This window comes from Pseudonocardia sp. TMWB2A, from assembly GCF_017312135.1.
Genome location: NZ_QKQY01000002.1, coordinates 3,052,670 through 3,070,289 on the forward strand (window position 1 = coordinate 3,052,670; position 17,620 = coordinate 3,070,289).

Consider the following 17,620-nt stretch of genomic DNA (forward strand, 5'->3'; position numbering starts at 1 on the left):
CGTGTCCGGGGGCGGTCAGGGGCCTCTAGCTCAATCGGCAGAGCAGCGGACTTTTAATCCGCGGGTTCGGGGTTCGATCCCCCGGGGGCCCACAATCACCAGGTCAACGCGACGCAGGCCGCGGCCAACGTGCGGGACTCCCCCCGAGCGCTCCCAGCGCCTACCGGGACGCCTCACGCGCGGCCGACTCGATCCGGCCGACGTACTGCGTCCACCATTCGCGGTCCTCGGACGGTAGCGACGACAAACCCTCTCGATGCCCGGCCGCCCCGTCGAAGCCCTCACGGATGACGTCCGCCTGCCCCGCGTGCCGGTTCGTCTCCCCGAGCATGCGGACGACGACATGGTGCAGCGTGGTCTCGGCACGCTCCTGGGGCCAGTGGGGTACCCGCCCCGGGGCGTCGAGCGGCAGCTCGGTGACGATTCCGTTCGAGTGGGCGCAGACCCGGCGATAGCGGGCGACGAGTTCCTCGCGGTCCTCGTCGGCGCCGGCCCACATGTCCTCGTTCTCCCACGCGTCGAACGTGTCGAGGTAGGGCAGGTCCGCGGACGGTCGGTCGAAGGTGCGGGCGAAGTACACCAGTTCGCAGCTCGTCAGGTGCTTGACCAGGCCGAGCAGGTTCGTCCCTGTGGGCGTTCCGGGGCGGCGGGCGGTGTACTCGTCGAGCCCGTCGAGCTTCCACACGACGGCGTCGCGAGCCTCGTCGAGGTAACGGAGCAGGTCGCTCTTCTGGTCGTCCATGGCGGGATGGTTGCAGGAGGCTCCGACAGTCTCGGTGCGCGAGAGATCACGGCGGTGCGGAGCAGGCCGGAGGAGCGGGCGTGGCGTGCGGTGACGCCACGAACGCGAGGCTCTGCGCGACGAGGGGGTCGGCGTCGGTTCCGGCCGCCCGGCGCGGTCTGCTGCATCCGGCCGTCGACCACATGACTCCTGCGAGGCCCGGTCAGAACATGCCGTTGTCGTTCGCCGAGGTGGCGGGAACGACCTGCAGGACGTCCCAGTGCTCGACGACCCTGCCGTCGTCGTCGACGCGGAAGATGTCGATGCCGGCGTAGTCGTCACCGCCCGGCCACGTCTGGTGGCAGTGCAGTACCACCAGGTCGTCCTCGGCGATCGCGCGGACGAACCGCACGTGCTTGCCCGGGTACTCCTCGGCCATCCGCTCGAAGTAGTCGACGAAGGCCTGCTTGCCGTCCGCAACGTGGACGTTGTGCTGGATGTAGGTCTGCCCGGCGTAGCGGTCGAGGGCCTCGGCCGGTCGGCACCGGTTGAACATGAGGTCGTAGAACGCTCGGACGTTGTCCTTGTTGCGCTGCAGGATCGCGTCGGTCACGACGGGCTCGCCTCCACTGTCCGGTGACGGTACGGACGGTCCGAACCCCGGCGCGGCCGCGGTCATTCCGTGTGGTCGGCCGCGAACGTCGTCCTGGCCTCCGGGTCGATCGGTGTGAACAGGTTGACCAGGTTCCCGTCGGGGTCGCGCAGCAGCAGCGACCGGTTGCCCCACGGCATGGTCGTCGGCTCCTGGACGACGTCGTCCACCGTGGCGCGCAGCCGCTCGTACTCGGCGTCGACGTCGGCGACGAGGAACTCGATGATCGCCGTGTGGTTGTCCGCCGGGCGCGCCGAGCCGGCCGAGAACAGCGCGACCGTGCGGGTGCTGCCGAGGGCGAGGGTGCCCGCCGGCGTCGCCACCTCGGCGAAGTCCGGTGTGGACCAGTGTGCGGGTGTCCCGGTGACCCGCTCGTAGAACCGGGCGAGGGCGGCCACGTCGTCGGTGATCAAGCGGACGGAGACCAGGCTCGCGGTCGTCGATGTCGTCATGGCCGGGACGTTAGGACGGTAACCGGTCAGGATCCGCCCGGTTATGGGGGACGATGGACGTGTGACACGTCCCACCGCCCGGGTCCTGGCCCTGCTCGAGCTGCTGCAGGCGGGACCGCGGCTGCGCCGGGTCGGCGACCTCGCCGAACGCCTCGACGTCGACGAACGCACCCTGCGTCGCTACCTGGCGCACCTGCAGGACCTGGGTGTGCCGGTGGAGTCGGTGCGCGGCAGGCACGGGGGCGTCCGCCTCGCGCCCGGGTACCGGATGCCGCCGCTGATGCTCACCGACGGGGAGGCCGTCGCGGTCATGCTGGGCCTCGTGGCCGCCCGGCGGGCCGGGCTGCTGCCCCCGGCCGTGTCCGACGACGTCGCGGGTGGCGGCGCCGCGGACGGCGCGGCCGCGAAGCTGCGCCGCGTGCTGCCCGCCGCGCTGGTCCACCGGGTCGATGCCCTTCTCACGGACCTGCAGGTCACGGCACCCGCCGGGCCGGTCGGCGCCCCGGCGGCCGAGGTCCTGCTCACCGCGGCCACGGCGACCGCGGAGCGCCGCCCGGTGGCGCTGACCTACACCCGCGCCGACGGCGACCGCAGCCGGCGCACGGTGCATCCGCACGGCGTCGTCGTCCACCGGGGGCGGTGGTACCTGTCCGCCACCGACACCGCCGTCGGTGAGCTGCGGACCTTCCGGCTGGACCGGGTCACGGACGCCACGGCGCTCGTCGGCTCGTTCGACGCCCCGCCCGACCTGGACCCCGCCGCCCACGTCCTGGAGTCGCTGGCCCGCACCCCGTGGCGGCATGAGGTGGTGCTGCGGGTGCGGGGGACGGCTGACGAGGTCACCGCGATGTTCCCCGCCGGGCTGGCCCTCGCCGAGGACCTCGCGGATCCCGGGGGGTGGGCGCGGGTCACCCTGCGCGCCGACTCGCTGGACTGGGTGCCCGCGCTGCTGGCGGGGCTGCCGGTTCCGTTCGTCGTCGAGGGACCGGAGGAGCTGCGCGAGCTATTCCGGGCGACGGCGGAGCGGCTGGCCGACGCCCTCGGCCCGCGAGCAGACGTGCCCGGTCACTCGCCGCAGTAGCCGTCGTTGTCACGGGCGCGGTTCCACGACTCCGGCACCGGCAACCCGCTCGACATCCCTGCCACCCTGTCCCCGTGAGCGACGACAACTGCCCGACCGTCCGCGCCGCCACCCCCGCCGACCACCCCGAGCTCGTCCGCATCTGGCGTCGCGCGGTCGAGGCGACCCACGCGTTCCTCACCCCGGCCGACGTCGAGGAGATCGAGCACGAGGTCCGGACGGCGGCCCTGCCCGCCCTCGCCGTCACCGTCGCGCAGCGGGACGACGGCACGCCGGTCGGCTGGATCGGGGTGCACGGCGACCGGGTGGAGGCCCTGTTCGTCGACCCGTCGGCGCACCGTCTCGGCGTCGGGTCCGCGCTGCTGGCGACGGCCACCGACGGACTCGCGCAGGTGGAGCTGGACGTGAACGAGCAGAACCCGTCCGCGCTGGCCTTCTACGAGCGCCACGGGTTCGTCCGGACCGGACGGTCCGACCGCGACGGCCGGGGGCGCCCGTTCCCGCTGCTGCACCTGCGCAGGGACCCGTCCCGTCTCCCCGAGCCCACCGACCCGGCCCCCTCCACGACCGCGCTCCTGCTCACCTACATCGACTTCTTCCGGGCCCGCGTCCTCGCCAAGTACGCCGAGCTCCCCGGGCCCGACCGCACGACCAGCCGTCTCCCGACCGGCTGGTCGCCCGCCGAGCTCCTACACCACCTGCGCTGCATGGAGCGCCGATGGCTGGAGTGGGGCTTCGTCGACGCCGACCTCCCGGACCCGTGGGCCGACCACGTCGACGGCCGGTGGCAGCTCCCGCCCGGTACCACCGCCGACGGGCTCGCGGACGCGCTCGCGGCGCAGGGCAGGCGCACCCGCGAGATCGCGGAGTCGGTGGGGGCCGACGCGGTGGGGCTGCCGAGCGCCCGCTGGCGCGGTGCCGGGCCCGGGACGATCGAGCGGACGTTGCTGCACGTCGTGCAGGAGTACGCCCGCCACGCGGGGCACCTGGACATCGTCGTCGAGCTCGCGACCGGGGCCGCGGGGGAGTAGACCGCCCGATACCCACGTCGATCAGTACATGAGCGCGGTCGGACCGGCCCGGGACAGCGCTCATGTACTGATCGACGGCGCGGAGGCGGGGCCGGGAGTGGGTGCTCAATGCGCGACCCGGTGCAGCTCCCAGCCGTCGAGGGCGACGCCCGGGGAACGCCAGGCGTGGCGCACGGCGGCGGTGTGGGCGAACACCGGGGCGGGCAGCGCGTCGGGGTCCGCCCAGGTCCAGGCGTCGATCGCGTGCGGTTCGGTCACCCGCAGCCCGGCCCCGGCGGGTGCGGGCACGTGCACCGCGAAGGTCACCCCCGCGCCGTCGAGCCGGACGCACACCGCGAACAGCGTCCCCGTCGCCGCGACGACGCCGGTCTCCTCCGCCAGCTCCCGCAGCGCGGCCGCGACGACCGGCTCCCCGCCCTCCAGATGCCCGCCCGGGAACGACCAGCTCGGAGTCTCCCCGGCGGTGACGCGGTGCCCGACGGCGACCGCGCCGTCGTCGCGCTGGAGGACGACACCGACACCGGACACGGGACGCGACAGGGGCACCACGACAGTCTGCCGGGGCGCATCCTGGTCCCGTGGACCCCACCGCCCTGGCCGCCGCCCGCGCCCACGCCCGCGAGTGGGTGGCGTCGCTGCGCCGGGAGCTGGACGCCCTCGCCGACCAGCAGGCCCTGACCAGCCACGACGACGAGCACGACCCCGAGGGCGTCACCATCGCCGTGCAGCGCGCGCAGCTGCAGGGCCTGCTCGCCGCGGCGGAGCGGGAGTGCGGGGACCTCGACCGGGCGGCCGACCGGATGGCGGACGGCGGCTACGGGCGCTGCACCGTCTGCGGCGGTCCGATCGCCCCGGAGCGGCTGGAGGCGCTGCCCGCCGCGGACACCTGCATCAGCTGTGCGTCGGACCCGCGCCGACGCCGCCGCCGGTAGTCGGCTGCGGCGGGAGCAGGGCGGTGCCGCGGGAGGCCGTCGGCGGCGGCGGGAGCACGGTGCCGGGGGCAGGGGAGTGCGGCGGGAGCACGGTCACCGTCGGCGTCGGTGACGGCGTCCCGGTGGCCGGATCCAGCGGCTCCGGCTCGTCCTCCAGGGTCACCCCGCACCCGGCGACGAGCAGCAGCCCCAGCACGGCGGTGCACAGCCGCGTCCTCACGTGTCCACCCCCGGCAGCTCGACGACGACCCGGGCCCCGCCGCCGGGTCGTTCCTCCACCCACACCCGGCCGTCGTGCCGGCGCACGTGCGCGGCGACCAGGGACAGGCCGAGACCGGTGCCGCCGCCGTCGCCGCGGCTGCCGGCCAGGGTGCCACGGGCGAACCGCTCGAACACCGCCAGCCGCTGTTCGGGCGGGATGCCGGGGCCCGCGTCGTCGACCTCGATCCGGGCGTACCGGCCCCGGGGCGCGACGCCGATCCGCAGCGCGCCGCCGCCGTGCGCGTCGGCGTTGTCCAGGAGGTTGCCCAGGACCTGGTCGAGGCGACGGCGGTCGACCCGCACGGTCACCGGCTCCGGGGCGTCGACCTCGGGGACGTGCTCCCCGCCGCGGACCGCGACGAGCCCGCGGACCAGCGCACCGAGCTCACCGTCCTCACGCTGCAGGGTGTCGCTGCGCGAGATCTCCAGCAGGTCCAGGACCATGCGGCGGAAGCGCTGGATCTCGCCGTCGAGCAGCTCGACCGCCTCCCGCGCGGTCGGCGCGAGCTCGTCGCGCCGCCGGGTCAGCACCGCGGTCGCGTTCACCAGCGTCGTCAGCGGCGACCGCAGCTCGTGCGACACGTCCGCGGCGAACCGGGCGTCGCGCGACACCCGCTGCTCCAGGTCGTCGGCGGTCCGGTTGAAGGTCGCGACGAGCGGGGCGAGCTCGGCGTCGGTGCTCGACGGCAACCGTGCGGTCAGGTCGCCCCCGGCGATCCGCGCCGCGGCCCGGGTCACGGCGGTGAGCGGCAGCAGCGCGCGCCGCCCGGCCCACTGACCCAGCGCGAGCCCGAGCAGGGCGCTCACCGCGACCCCGGTGAACAGCACGACGCTGAGGAACTTCAGGTTGGCGTCGAGCCGCTGCATCGGGAAGACCTCGACGAACACGTCGCCGCCCGGCATCGGCGCCGCGACGACGACGCTCGGCATCCCCGCCACCATCACCCGCTGCCGCGCCCCGGTCCCGTTCTCCGCCAGCGCCAGCACCCCCGCCGGCAGTAGGCCGGGGTCGACCTCGCGGCCGCTGGTCGTCCAGGCGCCGTCGCGGCGCAGCGCGACCGTGGTGTCCGGGGTGCCCGCGAGGCCGGTCAGCAGGTCGTCGAGGCCGCCGACGTCGGCGGTGTCGGCGATCGCCCGCTCGACGAGCTGGAGGTTCACCGCGAGCTGCCGGGTCGCGCTCTCCACCCGCTGCTCCACCAGGTAGTACGACGCGAGGTTCCAGGTGACCGTCGCGAACAGCCCGGTCACCACCAGCGACACCCCGGCGAACGCGACGCCGACCCGGTGACGCAGCGGAAGCCGGCCCAGCGGCAGTCGGTCCAGCACGGACCGCATCCTGCCGCGCCCGCTCACCCGCCGCGGCCCGAGGCGGGGGCGGCGCCCGGCAGCGCGGCGTCCGGTCCGGCGTCGCCGACCTTGTACCCGGCGCCGCGCACGGTCAGCACGAGGACCGGGCGGTCCGGGTCGAGCTCGACCTTGCGCCGCAGCCGTCGCACGTGGACGTCCAGCAGCCGGGTGTCGCCGTGGTACTCGTAGCCCCACACCCGCGACAGCAGCTCGTCGCGGGTCACGATCCGCCCGCCCGCCGCGGCGAGCTCGGCGAACAGCCGGAACTCGGTGCGGGTCAGGTGCACCGGGGCGCCGTCGCGGAGCACGGTCCCCTCGTCCGGGCGCAGCTCGACGTCGCCCACGGTGATCCGGCGCGGTGCCGCCGGGGTCGGACGCCGGCGGCGCAGCAGCGCCCGGATGCGGGCGGCCAGCTCCCCGGCCACCAGGGGCTTGGTGACGTAGTCGTCGGCGCCCGCCTCCAGCCCGGCGATGACGTCGGCGGAGTCGGAGCGCGCGGTCACCATGATGATCGGCAGGTCACCGGTCTCGCGCAGCCGCCGGCAGACGGTGAGGCCGTCGATGCCCGGCAGCATGAGGTCCAGCAGCACGAGGTCGACGCCCGGCCGGGCGGCGCTGACCAGGGCCTGCTCGCCGGTGTGCACCGCGTCGACGTCGACGCCCTCGTCGCCCAGGGCGAGGCCGAGCGCGCGCCCGATCCGGACGTCGTCGTCGACCAGCAGCACCCGGGTCCGGCCGTGTTCGCTCATGATGACGGCGATTCCACCGGATCCGGGCCGGTCCCGTCGACCCCGGCGCCGGGCCCGGCACGATCGTCAGGCGATCGCAAGCCCGACGGGCGCGTGACGGCGGCGCCGCAGCGCCAGCAGGTCTGCGGCGGCCCGCCGTCCTCGGTGGGCGAGGGCATCGCCCCGCAGTCCGGGCAGAGCCGGTCCAGCCAGCACACCGGGTCGCCGACCTCGGCCTCGTGGCCGTGGTCGGGGTGTCGTCCGGTGACCGGGGTCCCGGCGGACGGTGTGTCGGACACACCGCCATCGGACCACGGGGGTCACGCCCCGTCCAGGTCTCAGGCCGCGGCGGCCCCGCGGCGGGCCGGGCGCACCACGGGACGGCCGCGCAGCAGCGTCGCGCAGCCGACCATCGCGACGGCGACGACCACCAGGGCCGCGCCCACGGCGTCCAGGGCGACGGCGGCGCTCAGCAGCGCGACGGCGCCACCGGCCACGAGCACCACCCGCGACGCGGCACCGGAGCGGGCGCAGGCCAGTCCGGCCAGGCCTGTGACGAGGTGCAGCACGTTCTGCAGCACCGACACCGGCAGCAGCCCACCGAGCACCGCGGTGCCCGCACCGGGCAGCACCGCGAGCTCGCCGGAGGTCACGCCCGGCACGAAGCCCAGGGCTCCGACCAGCAGGAACGCCGCGGCGAACGCCGCCGCGACCGGCTGCACCGGGGTGTAGGGCCGGGAGAACCCGCCCGTCGTCCGCATCATGACCCGACCTCCTCGGTCCGTCGTCCTCCGGCGCGTCGCTGCGCCCCTCGTCGGGGCCCGGTTGCCCGGCCGGGGGCGCTCCGAACCGCGGGAGCGACGCACCTCACGTGGCGGCGCGGGCCACCAGGACGGAGTTGACGACGTCGGTGCGCGGGTGCACCTCGAGGAGCACGTCGAGCGCGGGCAGGTCGGCCGGGACGATCTCCGGGTAGAGCAGGGTCCGCAGCCCGGCGGCGGACCGCACGAGCAGGGTCGTGCCGGGCCCGGTCGCGGTGGCCAGCCGGGCGGTGATCGCGGCCTTGGCGGCGGCGTCCGCACCGACCAGGGCCCCGACGAGCACGAGGTCGGCCCGGCCCAGCTCGTCGGCGAGCGCGGGGGACAGCTGCGGGTCGTCGAGGTCGGCGACCAGGCTGCGGACCCGCCCGTCCGCCCCGAGGGCGGCGGCGACCGCGTCCCCCGCGGCGGCGGCCGCCGGGTCCCGGTCGACGTGCAGCACCTGCGCGCCGTGCCCGGTGGCCAGCACCAGGCCGGTCAGCGGCAGGGGCCCCGACCCGAGGACGACGACGCGTCGCGGCGCGGGCAGCCCGACGGCGGTCAGCGCGGCGAGCTCCAGCCGGACGAGGTCGTGGTAGTTGCCCAGGTAGGGGAACCGGTCCAGCTCGGCCCGGGGGTCGGGGGCGGCGGCGATCCGGCCCGCCCAGTGGTTCTCCATGTGGCCCTCGCCGGTCGCGGCGAGGGTCCGCAGGGCGTCCGAGTGCGGGGCGACCCGCGCCAGGACGCCCTCGGTACAGCCGGCGGGCGGGAAGCAGCAGAGTCCGACGAGCTCGCCGAACGCGGCGTCGGTGTCCGGGGCGGGCCGCAGGTCGGTGCGCTCCAGCCGTCGTCGCAGGGCCACGAGGCGGGTCGCGACGGCGGCGACGGAGCCGTCGTCGCGGGGACGGCGGGGTGCGGGGAAACCGGGCGCGGTCGTCCGACTGCTCTGCGTGGTCACGATGATCCACCGTAAGCCAATGACAACCATTTCGTGCTCGGTCGTCCGGGTGGCGGGAAACCTGAGCGAACGCTCTACAATGTGTGCGAGGAACGGACAGAGGGGGAGGAGCCCGGCGATGTGGGGATGGCTCGCGCTCGCGATCGGCGCCGAGGTCACCGGAACGGTGGCGCTGCGGTTCTCGCAGGGCTTCAGCAGGCTGGTGCCGTCGATGATCACCGTGGTCGGCTACGGGCTGGCGTTCTGGTCGCTGTCCCAGGCGCTCGGCCGCGGGATGGCGCTCGGGATCGCCTACGGCACCTGGGCCGCGGCCGGGGTGGCGCTCGTCGCGCTGATCGGGGTGTTCTTCCTCGGTGAGTCGCTGACCTGGGTGCAGCTCGGCGGGATCGCGCTGGTGATCGCCGGGGTGCTCGCCCTGGAGCTGGGCGGCGCGACCGCGCATGCCTGATGCGGCGGGACGGGACACGCCCGAGGCCGACGGCCGGCGCCGCCGCGGGGACCGGCGCCGCCGCGAGCTGGTCGAGGCCACGCTGCGGCTGGTCGGCGCGGGCGGGGTCGCCGCGGTCAGCCAGCGGGCGGTCGCCGCGGAGGCAGGCGTGCCGCCCAGCGCGGTCTTCTACTACCACCCCAGTGTCGACGCGCTGCTGGTCGCGACGCTCATCGCGGTCAACGACCGCTGGATCGCCCGGCTCGACGCGGTGACCGTCCCCGGCGACCTCGTCGCGCTCGTCGAGGACTGCGCCCGCCAGGAACGGGTCACCGCGATCGCCGAGTACGAGCTGTTCCTGCTGGCCGCGCGGCGCCCGGACCTGCGCGGTGAGCTGGACCGGTGGGACGTCGCGCTCGACGCGGCCGCCGCCCGGCTCCTGCCCGACGACGCCGACCGGCGCGCCCTGCTGGCCGCCGCGGTCAACGGGCTGACCCTGAGCGGGGCGCTCGGCTCGCCGGTCGACCCCGGCCTGCTGGCCCGGCTCTGCGCGGCCGGGAACGCCTGAGCCGCCGTCGCCGGGATACCGTGGTGGGCATGAGCGCGGAGCGCCTCTCGGAGTCCGTGGAGAACTACCTGAAGACCATCTTCCTGCTCTCGGAGCGGTGGGAGGGGTCGGTCGGGGTCTCCGCGCTGGCCGAGCGGCTGCGGGTCTCGTCGCCGTCGGCGTCGGGGATGGTGCGCAAGCTCGTCGACGCCGGGCTGGTCGACCACGCCCGCTACGCCGGGATCACGCTCACCGCCGCCGGGCGGGTCTCCGCGCTCGCCGTGGTGCGCAGGCACCGGCTGCTGGAGATGTTCCTGGTCACCGAGCTGGACCTGGCGTGGGACGAGGTGCACGAGGAGGCCGAGGCGCTCGAGCACGCCGTCTCCGACCGGCTGCTCGACCGGATCGACACCCGGCTCGGGCACCCGCGGTTCGACCCGCACGGCGACCCCATCCCGGCCCGTGACGGCACGATGCCGGTGGTCCACGCCCGCCGGCTGCCGGACCTGCGCTACGGCGAGGGCGGCACCCTGGTGCGCGTCGACGACACCGACCCCGAGGTGCTCCGCTTCCTCGACGCGCACGACGTCCGGCTCGGCGACCGGGTGGACCTGCTGGCCCGCAAGCCCTTCGAGGGGCCGTTCGTGGTGCGGCTGCGCCGCTCCGGCGAGCAGACCCGCCCCGCCCCGGGCGAGGCCGAGCACGAGTGGGGCCCGACGCTCGCGATGGCCCTGTGGGTGGGCGCCGCCGAGGGGGCCGGCTCGGACTGAGCCGGCCCCGCCCGGGCGTCGCGGGTCAGTCCCGGTCGCGGCCGGAACGCTCCCCGCCGGAGTCCGACGGCGCGGTCCGGGTCGTCGCGAACTCGGCCACCGCCGTCTCCGAGAGCATCGGGTCGTGGGTCTCGGGCTCGGAGTTCGAGCCGGTGATCCCCTCCCCGCTCTCCGACGGCGACGTGCTCCGCCTGCTGCTCTCGCGCAGCCCCTGGGTCGGTGACGGCTCGACCGGCAGCGCGACGACGAACCGCTCGTCGCGCAGGGCCCGGGTCAGCCCGACCGCCATCAGGACCAGCACGATCCCCAGCGGCAGCCCGGCCACGATCGACGCCGTCTGCAGCGCGGAGAGCGCGTCGGTGCCCGAGACCGCGCCCGCGGTCAGCAGCACCGCCGCGATGACGCCCTCCAGCACCGCCCAGAACAGGCGCTGCTGCCAGCGCGGGTTCGGGTCGCCGCCGTTGGTGAGGATGTCGACGACCAGCGACCCGGAGTCCGACGACGTCGCGAAGAACAGCACGACCACGAAGATCGTCAACAGCGACGCCAGCAGGATCACGAACTCGGGCACCGGCAGCTGGGCGAGCAGCACGTAGATGGCGGTCTCCGGGGCCGCCTCGGCGAGCGGGTCGGCCGGGTCGGCCTGCACCAGCTCCAGCGCGCTGTCACCGAAGACGGTCAGCCACACCATCGACGCGCCGACCGGCGCGAACAGGCAGCCCGCGACGAAGTTGCGGATGGTGCGGCCGTAGGAGATCCGGGCCAGGAACATGCCGACGAACGGCGACCACGAGATCCACCAGCCCCAGTAGAACAGCGTCCACGAGCTCTGCCACTCCGCCGCGGTGCCGTTGCCGCCGTCGGGGAAGGTCTCGAACGACAGACCGGGCACCTCCTGGACGTAGGTGCCGATGTTGGAGGCGAGGCTGTTGAGCAGGTCACGGGTGGGGCCGAAGAAGAACACGAACAGCATCAGCGCGAGCGCCAGCCACAGGTTGATCAGCGCCAGGCGCCGGATGCCCTTGTCGAGCCCGAGCATCAGCGAGGTGATCGCGATCGCGGTGATGGCCGCGATCAGCACGACCTGCAGCGTGGTCGTGTTCTCCCAGCCGAAGACGGCGTCGAGACCGGCCGCGACCTGCTGTGCGCCGATGCCGAGCGAGGTGGCCAGGCCGAACAGCGTGCCGAACACCGCGATGACGTCGACGAGGTAGCCGGGCCAGCCGTTGATCCGGTCCTTCAGGATCGGGTACAGGGCGGCCGCCGGGCGCAGCGGCAGGCCCTTGCGGAAGGCGAAGTAGCCCAGCGACAGGCCGAGCACGATGTAGATCGCCCACGGGTGCAGGCCCCAGTGGAAGAACGTGTAGAGCATCGCGTTCCGCGCGGCCTCGGGCGACGAGCCGTCCCCGGTCGGCGGCGCGGTGAAGTGCGCGATCGGCTCGGACACCGCATAGAACACCAGGCCGATGCCCATGCCCGCGGTGAAGAGCATCGCGAACCAGGACACGTTGCCGTACTCCGGCGTCGAGTCCGACGGGCCGAGCTTCACCCGGCCGTACCGCGAGGCCATCAGCACGATCACGAAGACCAGGAAGCCGGTCGCGGAGAAGATGTAGAGCCAGCCGAGCGTGCCGGTGATCCAGGCGTTCACCGACTCCGCGACCGCCCCGAGCGATGCCGGGGAGACGACCCCCCACAGCACGAACGCCACCGCCAGCAGGGCCGAGGTGACGAAGACGGGAGGACTGGTGTGCTCCCGTAGGTATCGGACGATCACTGTTTCCCCCTCGACGTGGATGTGCGACGCCGACACCTATCACGATCCGTGCTTTCCGGTCATATCGGACGAGTGCACGACGAAGGCCCGGACCCGCACGACGGCGGGACCGGGCCTCGGGGGCCGAACGGCCGGGTGGATCAGCGCGCGGCGTCGGCCGCGCCCGCCTCACCCGTGTTGCCCTGCGTGTTCAGCGAACCGTCGGCGTTCTCCAGGTGCGCCCGGACGAACCACTGGTACTGCTCCAGCTCGCCGGCCTGGGCGATGAGCATGTCCTCGGTCACCGGGTCGAGCGCGCCGACCTTCTCGATCTGGGTGCGGTGGTCGGAGATGACCCCGGTGTAGACCACGTCGAGCGCGCCGAGGTGGGCGATCGCCTGGTCGCGGCCGATCGAGTAGTCGTCCCAGGTGCGGTCCTTGACCAGCGCGCCGGGGGTGCCGTTGGGTGAGCCGCCCAGGGTCGCGATGCGCTCGGCGACGTCGTCGACGAACCCGCGGACCGCGTCCACCTGCGGGTCGAGCATCTCGTGCACCGCGATGAAGTTCGGGCCGATGACGTTCCAGTGCACGTGCTTGAGCGTGAGCTGGAGGTCGTTCAGGGCGTGCAGGCGGTGCTGCAGGATGTCGACGACCTGCTCGGCGTCTCCGCGCTCGAGGCCGGGGACGGTGTAACGGATCGTGGCCATGGTTCTGTGCAGTCCTTCCGTGACGGGTGCGTGGCTCAGGACGCCGCAGTGCGCGGGTCGTCGTCCTCGACGGGCTGGGCGGCGAGGTGGACGCCGTCGCCGTCGGGGGTCTCGTCGACCGGGGTGTCGCTCTGCTCGGTCGGGACCGGGCCCTCGTCTCGCTGGTCCTTCTCGGGCGTCGTCATGACATCCGGGTACCCGGTCCGGGGGATTTCATGTCCGGCGTCGGCGGCCCCGGGAACGGGTAGCCGGTGGCGAGCCGCCACCCCGAGGAGCGATGCGATGACCCCCGGAACGACCGTCACCCCGCACGGGCTGCACCACGTCACGGCGATCGCCGGGGACCCGCAGCGCAACGTGGACTTCTACACCACCGTGCTCGGCCTGCGGCTGGTGAAGCGGACGGTGAACTTCGACGCGCCCGAGGTCCACCACCTCTACTACGGCGACGAGGCGGGCCGCCCCGCCACCGTCCTCACGTTCTTCCCGTGGCCCGACGTCGAGCCCGGCCGCCAGGGCGCCGGCCTGACGACCGCCACCGCGTTCGGCGTGCCGCCGGAGTCGCTGGGCTGGTGGCAGACCCACCTCGCCGCGCTCGGCGTCGACGCCGACGACCCCCGCACCCGGGACGCGTCGTCGGGCGCCGAGGAGGTCCTGACCCTGCGCGACCCCGACGGGCTGGTGATCGACCTCGTCGCCGCGCCCGGCGACACCCGCTCGGGCTGGGACGGCGCCGGGAACGTGCCCGCCGAGCACGCGGTGCGCGGCCTGCACGCGGTCACGCTGTCCGAGTCGGACCTCGAACCGACCCAGCGGATGCTCGCCGACCTCGGCATGACCCACACCGGCGACGACGGCGCCCGCAGCCGCTTCCGCACCACCGGGGACGCCGCGACGGCCGTGGACGTGCTCGGCGGCGTCGACGGGCACGGGGTGCAGGCCGGCGGCACGGTGCACCACATCGCGTTCCGGGTGGCGGACCGGGCGACCCAGGAGCAGTGGCGCACCGAGCTGGTGGCCCGCGGCCTGGAGGTCACCGAGATCCTCGACCGGCAGTACTTCACCTCGATCTACTTCCGCGAGCCCGGCGGTGTGCTGTTCGAGATCGCCACCGACGAGCCCGGCTTCACCGTCGACGAGCCGCTGCTCGAGCTCGGCCGCGCGCTGAAGCTGCCGCCGTGGCTGGAGCCGGACCGGGCGACGATCGAGGCGAACCTCCCCGCGCTGCGCGACCGGGGGTGACCGCCGGCCGGCCGCTCAGGTGTCGAGCCGCTGCTCGCGGGCCGGTCCGTCGGCCCCGGTGAGGTGCTCCAGGGTGTTGGTGACGCGCAGCAGCCGCTCCAGCGCACCGGCCCGGTTGTCCAGGTGCAGCTCGACGCCCGCGGCCCGGGTCCGCCTGCGGATCATCAGCAGCGACGACAGGCCGTAGGAGTCGCAGTACTCGATCCCGGCGCAGTCGATCCGCAGCTCGCGCAGGCCGGGCCGGTCCGCCAGCAGCGCGGCGACGGCGTCGGTGAGCGCGTCGGAGGTGGCGTAGTCGAGGTCACCGGCCGGCGCGACCGTCGCGAGGTCCGGCGCGGGGCTGGTCCAGGTGAGGGTCAGCTCTCGCGGGTCGCTCATGCGGGCCTTCCGGTTCGGTGCAGTGTCGTGGAGTCGGCGCCCTCGGCGACGGCGCCGGCCGGGACGGGGGTGTCCGCGCCTCCGGTGAGCGCCGGGGACGTCGTCGCGCGCCGCAGCAGCTCCGACGCCCGGGTGAAGTCGCGCAGCTCGTCGCCGAGCAGGTCCAGGACCGGCCGCAGGACGGCCACCGGCACCGACCGGGCCTCGAGCACCTCGGCGGTCCAGCCGAGGAACTGCTCGAACAGCTCGGCGTCGCCGGTGTAGAGCGCCACGGACAGGAAATCGACGATGTGCCGGACGTCCTCGGCGGTGTGCTGGCGCTGGGCGTCGTCGTAGTCGGCCATCGCCGGGACGCGCTCGGGCAGACGGTCCAGCACCGTCGCGACCAGCCGCGGGGCACTGCGGGTGACCAGCGTGTACTCCTGGTCGGACAGGTGCGGCAGGTCGTCCATCGGCTGGGCGTGCGGGTGCGCCGGGGCGGGCAGCCCGTCGGCGAGCGTCCGCGCGGCGGCCCGCGCGTCCGGGGCCCAGGCGTCGGCGCCGAGCAGGCGGGCGTAGCGGCCGTCCGTACCGAACGCCCGGCCGCCGACGATCACCGGGACACCCGCGGCCTGGCAGGCCGTGATCGTCGCGTGCGCGGTCGGGAGCCGGGTCGCGATCGACGACGACAGCGCCACCGCGTCCGGACCGGTCCGGTGCAGGTGGGTGATCAGGTGCGCCGCGGGGACCTGCGCGCCCAGGTAGTCGACGGTGAACCCGCGCAGCCGCAGCACCTCGGCCAGCAGCCGGGCGGGCAGCGCGTGCCACTCGCCGTCGACGCAGGCCACGGTCACCCGGCCGCGCCCGCCGCCGTGCCGGCCGCTGGTCAGCGACAGCGTGCTGATCACGCGCTCGTTGATCGCGGTGGCGGCGTGCTCCTGGGCCACGGAGATGCGGTTGGCCGCCCACTCGAGCCCGACGCGCTGCTGCACCGCGCCGATCACCTCGAGCAGCACGGCCTCGGGCTCCAGGCCGTCCCGCAGCGCGTCGACGACGACGTCGACCGCGCTGTACTCGTCGCCGCGCAACACCGCGTCCCACAGCAGGTCGGTGTAGTGCCCGGCCGTCATGCGGTGTACCTGCCCCGGCCCGACCCACCCACCGCGGTGAGGTGCCGGCCGCGCGGAGCGGTGACCGCGAGGACGGCCATGTCGTCGTGGGAGTTGCGCCCCACCCACTCGGTGGCGAGCATCTGTACCCGTTCGACGACGGCCTCGGCCGGCATCCCGGCGCACTCGGCGGCCGCGCGGCGCAGGCGCTCCTCGCCGAACTGGTCGCGCCCGAGCGGGCCGCCCTGGGCCTCGGTGATGCCGTCGGTGAACATCAGGCAGGTCTCGCCGGGCCCGAGCCGGGTCTCCCAGGTCGACGCGTGGATCTCGGGCAACGCCCCGATCAGCGTGCCGAGCGTCGCCGCCTCCTCGACGCGGCCGTCGGCGCGGATGATCAGCGGCGGCGGGTGGCCCGCGCAGGTGATCCGCACGCGCACGTCCGCCCCGCTGCGCGACACCGAGGCCAGCACCAGCGTCACGAAGCGGGCGTGGTCGTCGGAGAGCAGCGCGTTGTTGAGCAGGTGCAGCAGCCGCAGGTGGTCGTCGGCCATCGGCAGCAGCGCGTGCACCGCGCTGCGGATCTTGCCGGTGAGCACGGCGGCCTCCAGACCCTTGCCGCACACGTCCCCGAGCACGGCGAGGGTCTCGTCGGAGCCCTCCGCGCCGGGGTGCACGTCGTAGAAGTCGCCGCCGACCCGCTCGGAGTCCTGCGCGGGCCGGTAGCCGCCGGCGAACTCGACCCCGGAGACGTGCTGCAGCGACGGCGGCAGCAGGTCGCGCATCAGGGTCTCGGTGATCGAGGCCTGCTGGGCGAACATGCGGGCCGCGGACATCGCAAGACCGGACCGGGCGGCGAACTCGCGGGCGGTCGCCTCCTCGCCCTCGCTGAACGGCCCGGTGTCGGCGCGGCGCAGCAGCACGATGGCGCCGGCCGGGATGCCGTGCCCCGGCAGCGGGGTCACGACGATCGAGCCGACCTCGCCGAACCCGTCCGGTGTCACCCAGGCGGGGGCGACGGCGGGGTCGATCCAGCGCGAGGGGACCGGCGGGAAGCCCTGCAGGGCCTCGGCCAGGCCGGGGACCTCGTCCGGGTCGATGCGCAGTGCCCGGTGCCGGACGGGGCCGTCGGTGACGGCGTCGACGACCTGGAACTGCCCGCGGGTGCCCGGGGTCATCACGAGCGCCCCGTCGGCCAGCCTGCTCACGGCCAGCTGCGCGGTGACCTCCATGCAGCGGCCCAGATTCAGCGAGCCCAGGAGCGCGGCCGAGGCCTCGGACAGGAACGCGGCGCGGGCCTGCTCCAGGTGCAGCTCGTCGCGGATGGACCGGACGTCGGTGATGTCGATCAGCCACCAGGTGACCGAGCCGTCCTCGTGCCGGACGGGCTGGGCCTCCAGCGCGCGGCCGTCCACGACGTCGGAGAACGCGGTGGGGACGCCGTCGGCGCCACCCGCGGTGGCCAGCCAGGGCGCCACCCGCGACAGAGGGTCCCCGGGACGGGCCCGGGGCAGCAGCGCGCGGGCGGCGGCGTTCGCCTGGCGCACGGTCCCGTCGGCGTCGACGGTGAGCGCGGCACACGGGGCGTCGGCCCAGCGCCGGTCGACCGTGGGCGACGCGTCCGGAAGGACGGTCGCGTCGCCGGTCGTCGGCTCCAGTTCGGTCACATCAGCTCCTGGCCCGGCTGGGCCGGTCGTCGGCGCCCGGAGAACCGGGGCGCGGAACGCCCCACCGTACCGCGTACGCGA

23 protein-coding genes and 1 tRNA gene are annotated in these 17,620 nt (G+C 74.8%); 8 read left to right on the forward strand and 16 right to left on the reverse strand.

Annotation, left to right across the window (positions count from 1 at the left end):
• Positions 1-19 precede the first annotated feature (19 nt).
• Positions 20-92: transfer RNA gene (locus DMP17_RS29270), tRNA-Lys, on the forward strand.
• 68 nt (positions 93-160) lie between these two features.
• Here the strand turns inward: DMP17_RS29270 and DMP17_RS29275 are convergent.
• The 3 genes from DMP17_RS29275 to DMP17_RS29285 all read right to left on the reverse strand — a co-directional run bounded on the left by DMP17_RS29275 (position 161) and on the right by DMP17_RS29285 (position 1,825).
• Positions 161-742, reverse strand: coding sequence for a DinB family protein (locus tag DMP17_RS29275; protein ID WP_337831179.1), 582 nt, complete (start codon positions 740-742; stop codon positions 161-163).
• A gap of 202 nt (positions 743-944) precedes the next feature.
• Positions 945-1,334 carry a nuclear transport factor 2 family protein gene (locus DMP17_RS29280; RefSeq protein ID WP_226354860.1) on the reverse strand — a complete coding sequence of 130 codons (390 nt, stop codon included), beginning with the start codon at positions 1,332-1,334 and terminating at the stop codon, positions 945-947.
• A 62-nt stretch (positions 1,335-1,396) separates the two neighbouring features.
• Entirely contained in the window at positions 1,397-1,825 is a 429-nt protein-coding gene (locus DMP17_RS29285) for a VOC family protein (RefSeq protein WP_226364679.1), read from the reverse strand.
• Positions 1,826-1,886: 61 nt separating this feature from the next.
• Here DMP17_RS29285 and DMP17_RS29290 point away from each other — a divergent pair, with 61 nt between their 5' ends.
• Positions 1,887-2,906 (forward strand): helix-turn-helix transcriptional regulator, encoded by a 1,020-nt coding sequence (locus DMP17_RS29290; protein WP_337831180.1) that lies wholly within the window; start codon positions 1,887-1,889, stop codon positions 2,904-2,906.
• A gap of 74 nt (positions 2,907-2,980) precedes the next feature.
• The gene (locus DMP17_RS29295; protein WP_337831181.1) at positions 2,981-3,937 is read left to right on the forward strand and encodes an acetyltransferase; all 957 of its coding nucleotides are present in this window, start codon (positions 2,981-2,983) and stop codon (positions 3,935-3,937) included.
• Positions 3,938-4,042: 105 nt separating this feature from the next.
• Here the strand turns inward: DMP17_RS29295 and DMP17_RS29300 are convergent, their stop codons facing one another.
• Entirely contained in the window at positions 4,043-4,483 is a 441-nt protein-coding gene (locus DMP17_RS29300) for an NUDIX domain-containing protein (RefSeq protein WP_337831182.1), read from the reverse strand.
• Between the two features lie 32 nt (positions 4,484-4,515).
• Between DMP17_RS29300 and DMP17_RS29305 the strand changes: the two genes are divergently transcribed.
• A complete protein-coding gene (locus DMP17_RS29305; RefSeq protein WP_226354865.1) occupies positions 4,516-4,869 on the forward strand; it encodes a TraR/DksA family transcriptional regulator in 354 nt (117 codons plus the stop codon).
• Here DMP17_RS29305 and DMP17_RS29310 read toward each other — a convergent pair.
• The 6 genes from DMP17_RS29310 to DMP17_RS29335 form a co-directional block, all read right to left on the reverse strand.
• The gene (locus DMP17_RS29310; protein ID WP_337831183.1) at positions 4,829-5,089 is read right to left on the reverse strand and encodes a hypothetical protein; all 261 of its coding nucleotides are present in this window, start codon (positions 5,087-5,089) and stop codon (positions 4,829-4,831) included. The genes DMP17_RS29305 and DMP17_RS29310 overlap by 41 nt on opposite strands.
• The gene (locus tag DMP17_RS29315) at positions 5,086-6,465 is read right to left on the reverse strand and encodes a sensor histidine kinase (protein ID WP_226354867.1); all 1,380 of its coding nucleotides are present in this window, start codon (positions 6,463-6,465) and stop codon (positions 5,086-5,088) included. Before DMP17_RS29315 ends, DMP17_RS29310 begins: the two co-directional genes overlap by 4 nt.
• A 14-nt stretch (positions 6,466-6,479) precedes the next feature.
• Positions 6,480-7,226, reverse strand: coding sequence for a response regulator transcription factor (locus tag DMP17_RS29320; protein WP_073575886.1), 747 nt, complete (start codon positions 7,224-7,226; stop codon positions 6,480-6,482).
• Entirely contained in the window at positions 7,223-7,504 is a 282-nt protein-coding gene (locus DMP17_RS29325) for a hypothetical protein (RefSeq protein WP_337831184.1), read from the reverse strand. Before DMP17_RS29325 ends, DMP17_RS29320 begins: the two co-directional genes overlap by 4 nt.
• A 39-nt stretch (positions 7,505-7,543) precedes the next feature.
• Entirely contained in the window at positions 7,544-7,969 is a 426-nt protein-coding gene (locus DMP17_RS29330) for a DUF4383 domain-containing protein (RefSeq protein WP_226364672.1), read from the reverse strand.
• 103 nt (positions 7,970-8,072) lie between these two features.
• Positions 8,073-8,960, reverse strand: coding sequence for a nicotianamine synthase family protein (locus DMP17_RS29335; RefSeq protein ID WP_226354871.1), 888 nt, complete (start codon positions 8,958-8,960; stop codon positions 8,073-8,075).
• Positions 8,961-9,078: 118 nt separating this feature from the next.
• Here DMP17_RS29335 and DMP17_RS29340 point away from each other — a divergent pair, with 118 nt between their 5' ends.
• From DMP17_RS29340 to DMP17_RS29350, 3 genes are read left to right on the forward strand one after another with little or no spacing between them, the layout of a single operon-like run.
• Positions 9,079-9,408, forward strand: coding sequence for a DMT family transporter (locus DMP17_RS29340; protein ID WP_062399751.1), 330 nt, complete (start codon positions 9,079-9,081; stop codon positions 9,406-9,408).
• Entirely contained in the window at positions 9,401-9,955 is a 555-nt protein-coding gene (locus DMP17_RS29345; RefSeq protein ID WP_226354872.1) for a TetR/AcrR family transcriptional regulator, read from the forward strand. Before DMP17_RS29340 ends, DMP17_RS29345 begins: the two co-directional genes overlap by 8 nt.
• Positions 9,956-9,984: 29 nt before the next feature.
• The gene (locus DMP17_RS29350; RefSeq protein ID WP_226354873.1) at positions 9,985-10,704 is read left to right on the forward strand and encodes a metal-dependent transcriptional regulator; all 720 of its coding nucleotides are present in this window, start codon (positions 9,985-9,987) and stop codon (positions 10,702-10,704) included.
• A 25-nt stretch (positions 10,705-10,729) separates the two neighbouring features.
• Here DMP17_RS29350 and DMP17_RS29355 read toward each other — a convergent pair whose 3' ends face one another.
• The 3 genes from DMP17_RS29355 to DMP17_RS29365 all read right to left on the reverse strand — a co-directional run bounded on the left by DMP17_RS29355 (position 10,730) and on the right by DMP17_RS29365 (position 13,352).
• Positions 10,730-12,481, reverse strand: coding sequence for a BCCT family transporter (locus tag DMP17_RS29355; RefSeq protein WP_337831185.1), 1,752 nt, complete (start codon positions 12,479-12,481; stop codon positions 10,730-10,732).
• 140 nt (positions 12,482-12,621) lie between these two features.
• Entirely contained in the window at positions 12,622-13,167 is a 546-nt protein-coding gene (locus tag DMP17_RS29360) for a Dps family protein (protein ID WP_178374752.1), read from the reverse strand.
• A 35-nt stretch (positions 13,168-13,202) separates the two neighbouring features.
• Positions 13,203-13,352, reverse strand: coding sequence for a hypothetical protein (locus DMP17_RS29365; RefSeq protein ID WP_337831186.1), 150 nt, complete (start codon positions 13,350-13,352; stop codon positions 13,203-13,205).
• Positions 13,353-13,449: 97 nt separating this feature from the next.
• On the opposite strand from DMP17_RS29365, the gene DMP17_RS29370 reads away from it, so the two are divergent.
• Positions 13,450-14,409: a ring-cleaving dioxygenase gene (locus DMP17_RS29370; RefSeq protein ID WP_337831187.1), complete on the forward strand. Its 960-nt coding sequence runs from the start codon at positions 13,450-13,452 to the stop codon at positions 14,407-14,409.
• A 15-nt stretch (positions 14,410-14,424) separates the two neighbouring features.
• Here the strand turns inward: DMP17_RS29370 and DMP17_RS29375 are convergent, their stop codons facing one another.
• From DMP17_RS29375 to DMP17_RS29385, 3 genes are read right to left on the reverse strand one after another with little or no spacing between them, the layout of a single operon-like run.
• Positions 14,425-14,787: an STAS domain-containing protein gene (locus DMP17_RS29375; RefSeq protein WP_337831188.1), complete on the reverse strand. Its 363-nt coding sequence runs from the start codon at positions 14,785-14,787 to the stop codon at positions 14,425-14,427.
• On the reverse strand, positions 14,784-15,896 hold the full coding sequence (locus tag DMP17_RS29380) for a cobalamin B12-binding domain-containing protein (protein WP_337831189.1): 1,113 nt from the start codon (positions 15,894-15,896) through the stop codon (positions 14,784-14,786). Before DMP17_RS29380 ends, DMP17_RS29375 begins: the two co-directional genes overlap by 4 nt.
• Positions 15,893-17,539 carry a PP2C family protein-serine/threonine phosphatase gene (locus DMP17_RS29385; protein WP_337831190.1) on the reverse strand — a complete coding sequence of 549 codons (1,647 nt, stop codon included), beginning with the start codon at positions 17,537-17,539 and terminating at the stop codon, positions 15,893-15,895. Before DMP17_RS29385 ends, DMP17_RS29380 begins: the two co-directional genes overlap by 4 nt.
• Positions 17,540-17,620: the final 81 nt, after the last annotated feature.

What these genes read in the sequence shown, in the direction of transcription:
- DMP17_RS29275 (WP_337831179.1), bottom strand. Translation starts at nt 742, where the DNA reads ATGGACGACCAGAAGAGCGACCTGCTCCGTTACCTCGACGAGGCTCGC.
- DMP17_RS29285 (WP_226364679.1), bottom strand. Translation starts at nt 1,825, where the DNA reads ATGACGACATCGACGACCGCGAGCCTGGTCTCCGTCCGCTTGATCACC.
- DMP17_RS29315 (WP_226354867.1), bottom strand. Translation starts at nt 6,465, where the DNA reads ATGCGGTCCGTGCTGGACCGACTGCCGCTGGGCCGGCTTCCGCTGCGT.
- DMP17_RS29320 (WP_073575886.1), bottom strand. Translation starts at nt 7,226, where the DNA reads ATGAGCGAACACGGCCGGACCCGGGTGCTGCTGGTCGACGACGACGTC.
- DMP17_RS29330 (WP_226364672.1), bottom strand. Translation starts at nt 7,969, where the DNA reads ATGATGCGGACGACGGGCGGGTTCTCCCGGCCCTACACCCCGGTGCAG.
- DMP17_RS29340 (WP_062399751.1), top strand. Translation starts at nt 9,079, where the DNA reads ATGTGGGGATGGCTCGCGCTCGCGATCGGCGCCGAGGTCACCGGAACG.
- DMP17_RS29345 (WP_226354872.1), top strand. Translation starts at nt 9,401, where the DNA reads ATGCCTGATGCGGCGGGACGGGACACGCCCGAGGCCGACGGCCGGCGC.
- DMP17_RS29350 (WP_226354873.1), top strand. Translation starts at nt 9,985, where the DNA reads ATGAGCGCGGAGCGCCTCTCGGAGTCCGTGGAGAACTACCTGAAGACC.
- DMP17_RS29360 (WP_178374752.1), bottom strand. Translation starts at nt 13,167, where the DNA reads ATGGCCACGATCCGTTACACCGTCCCCGGCCTCGAGCGCGGAGACGCC.
- DMP17_RS29365 (WP_337831186.1), bottom strand. Translation starts at nt 13,352, where the DNA reads ATGACGACGCCCGAGAAGGACCAGCGAGACGAGGGCCCGGTCCCGACC.
- DMP17_RS29370 (WP_337831187.1), top strand. Translation starts at nt 13,450, where the DNA reads ATGACCCCCGGAACGACCGTCACCCCGCACGGGCTGCACCACGTCACG.
- DMP17_RS29375 (WP_337831188.1), bottom strand. Translation starts at nt 14,787, where the DNA reads ATGAGCGACCCGCGAGAGCTGACCCTCACCTGGACCAGCCCCGCGCCG.
- DMP17_RS29380 (WP_337831189.1), bottom strand. Translation starts at nt 15,896, where the DNA reads ATGACGGCCGGGCACTACACCGACCTGCTGTGGGACGCGGTGTTGCGC.